Below are 1996 nucleotides of genomic sequence, written 5' to 3'. Positions count from 1 at the left end.
GGCCGCGGGACTGACAGCGTCCCTGCGGCCCGCCCCCGTCGGTGCGGGTGCGGCGGTCTTCAGGCCCGGCGCAGGCTGGGCTTGAGTTCCTTCAGCCGGCCCAGCAGGCCGTTGACGAACCCCGGGGAGTCGTCGGTGGAGAACTCCTTCGCGAGCTGCACGCACTCGTCGAGGACCACCGCGTCGGGTGTCTCGTCCTCCCAGATCAGCTCGTAGACGCCCAGGCGCAGGATGCTGAGGTCGACGACCGGCATGCGGTCCAGAGTCCAGTCCACGGCGTAGGTGGCGAGAAGCTCGTCGATCCGGGCTGCGTGCTGGGCGTAGCCCTCGACGAGCTGCATGGTGTACTCGCCGACCGGGGGCTGGCGGCTGTCGGTCCGCGCGTGCCTGAGCCAGTCCGCGAGCACCTCCGTCACGGTGGCGTCGCGCTGGTCCGCCTCGAACAGGATCTGGAAGGCGCGCTTGCGGGACTTGCTGCGGGCAGCCACGGTTAGCTGTTCACCCGGCCGAGGTAATCGCCGGTGCGGGTGTCGACCTTGATCTTCTCACCGGTGGTGATGAACAGGGGCACACCGATCTCGTGGCCCGTCTCCAGCTGGGCGGGCTTGGAGCCGCCGGTGGAGCGGTCGCCCTGTACGCCGGGCTCGGTGTGCTGGATGACCAGCTCGACCGCGGCGGGCAGTTCGACGGAGAGCGGGTTGCCCTCGTACATGGCGACCGTCGCCTCGAAGCCCTCGATGAGGTAGTTCGCGGCGCTGCCGACCACCTCGCGGGAGACGTGGATCTGGTCGAAGGTGCTCATGTCCATGAAGACGAAGTACTCGCCGTCCATGTAAGAGAACTGCATGCTGCGTCGGTCGACGGTGGCGGTCTCGACCTTCGTGCCGGCGTTGAACGTCTTGTCGACGAGCTTGCCGGAAAGCACGTTCTTCAGCTTGGTGCGCACGAAGGCAGGGCCCTTGCCGGGCTTGACATGCTGGAACTCGACGACGGACCAGAGCTGGCCCGCGTCGAGCTTGAGCACCATGCCGTTCTTGAGGTCGTTCGTGGTGGCCACGGTCGCGGAATCTCCTGAGACTGCTGCTTCGGAGACCAGGGAACGGGGGCCCGCCCCGGCCCTGAAGGCACTAGAGAGCGAGCAGTTCCTTGGTCGTGATGGTGAGTAGCTCCGGCCCGCCGTCTGCGGAGGGGCGGACGACGAGTGTGTCATCAATCCGGACTCCGCCCCGCCCCGGGAGGTGGACCCCCGGTTCGACGGTGACCGGCACACAAGCGTCCAGTTTACTCATGGCATTCGGCGACAGCCGAGGGTCCTCACCGATTTCCAGCCCCACACCGTGCCCGGTGCGCTCGCCGACCGCTTCGCCGTGGCCTGCCGCGGCCAGTACCTGGCGGCTCGCCCGATCCACCGCGCGGCACTCCGTGCCCGGCGCCAGCGCCTCCCGGCCGGCCCGCTGAGCAGCGAAGACCAGGTTGTACAGGTCGATCTGCCACTCGGCGGGCGAGCTGCCGATGACGAAGGTGCGGCCGATCTGGCAGCGGTAGCCACGGTAGCGGGCCCCGAGCCGGACGGTGAGGAAATCGCCCTCCTCGACCCGGCGGTCGCTCGGCACGTGTCCGGCAAGTCCGGAGTGCCGGCCGGTGGCCACGGACGTCGGGAACGCCGGCCCGTCGGCGCCGTGGTCGACGAGTCGGCGTTCCAGTTCCAGTGCCAGGTGCCGTTCGGTGCGGCCGACCAGGATGGATTCGAGCAGCTCGCCGAGCGCCTGGTCGGTGATCTCCGCGGCGATGCGCAGCGCGGCGATCTCCTCGCGGTCCTTGACCAGCCGCTGCTGCTCGACGGCTCCGCCCAGGTCCGTGAGGCGCAGTCGGGGGGCCGCCGCGCCGAGCTGCCGGTGCCTGGCCACGGTCAGGTGCCGTTCCTCCACGGCCAGTACGGTGCTGCCGGCGCGGGCCGCGAGTTCCGCCGCCGCCACCGCCGGGTCACCGCCGTCGG

3 protein-coding genes are annotated in these 1996 nt (G+C 69.9%); all 3 read right to left on the bottom strand.

What is annotated here, in order from left to right:
* Positions 1-59: 59 nt before the first annotated feature.
* Positions 60-488: a transcription antitermination factor NusB gene (gene nusB, locus ACYVE9_RS24635; RefSeq protein ID WP_461030101.1), complete on the bottom strand. Its 429-nt coding sequence runs from the start codon at positions 486-488 to the stop codon at positions 60-62.
* A 2-nt stretch (positions 489-490) separates the two neighbouring features.
* Positions 491-1057 (bottom strand): elongation factor P, encoded by a 567-nt coding sequence (efp, locus tag ACYVE9_RS24630; protein ID WP_461030100.1) that lies wholly within the window; start codon positions 1055-1057, stop codon positions 491-493.
* A 70-nt stretch (positions 1058-1127) separates the two neighbouring features.
* On the bottom strand, positions 1128-1996 hold an 869-nt coding region (locus ACYVE9_RS24625; protein ID WP_461030099.1), incomplete at its 5' end, for a M24 family metallopeptidase.

This window comes from Streptomyces sparsus (genome assembly GCF_054776295.1).
The sequence above is the reverse complement of the archived record's forward strand: the minus strand, read 5'-3'. Positions and strand labels throughout refer to the sequence as shown.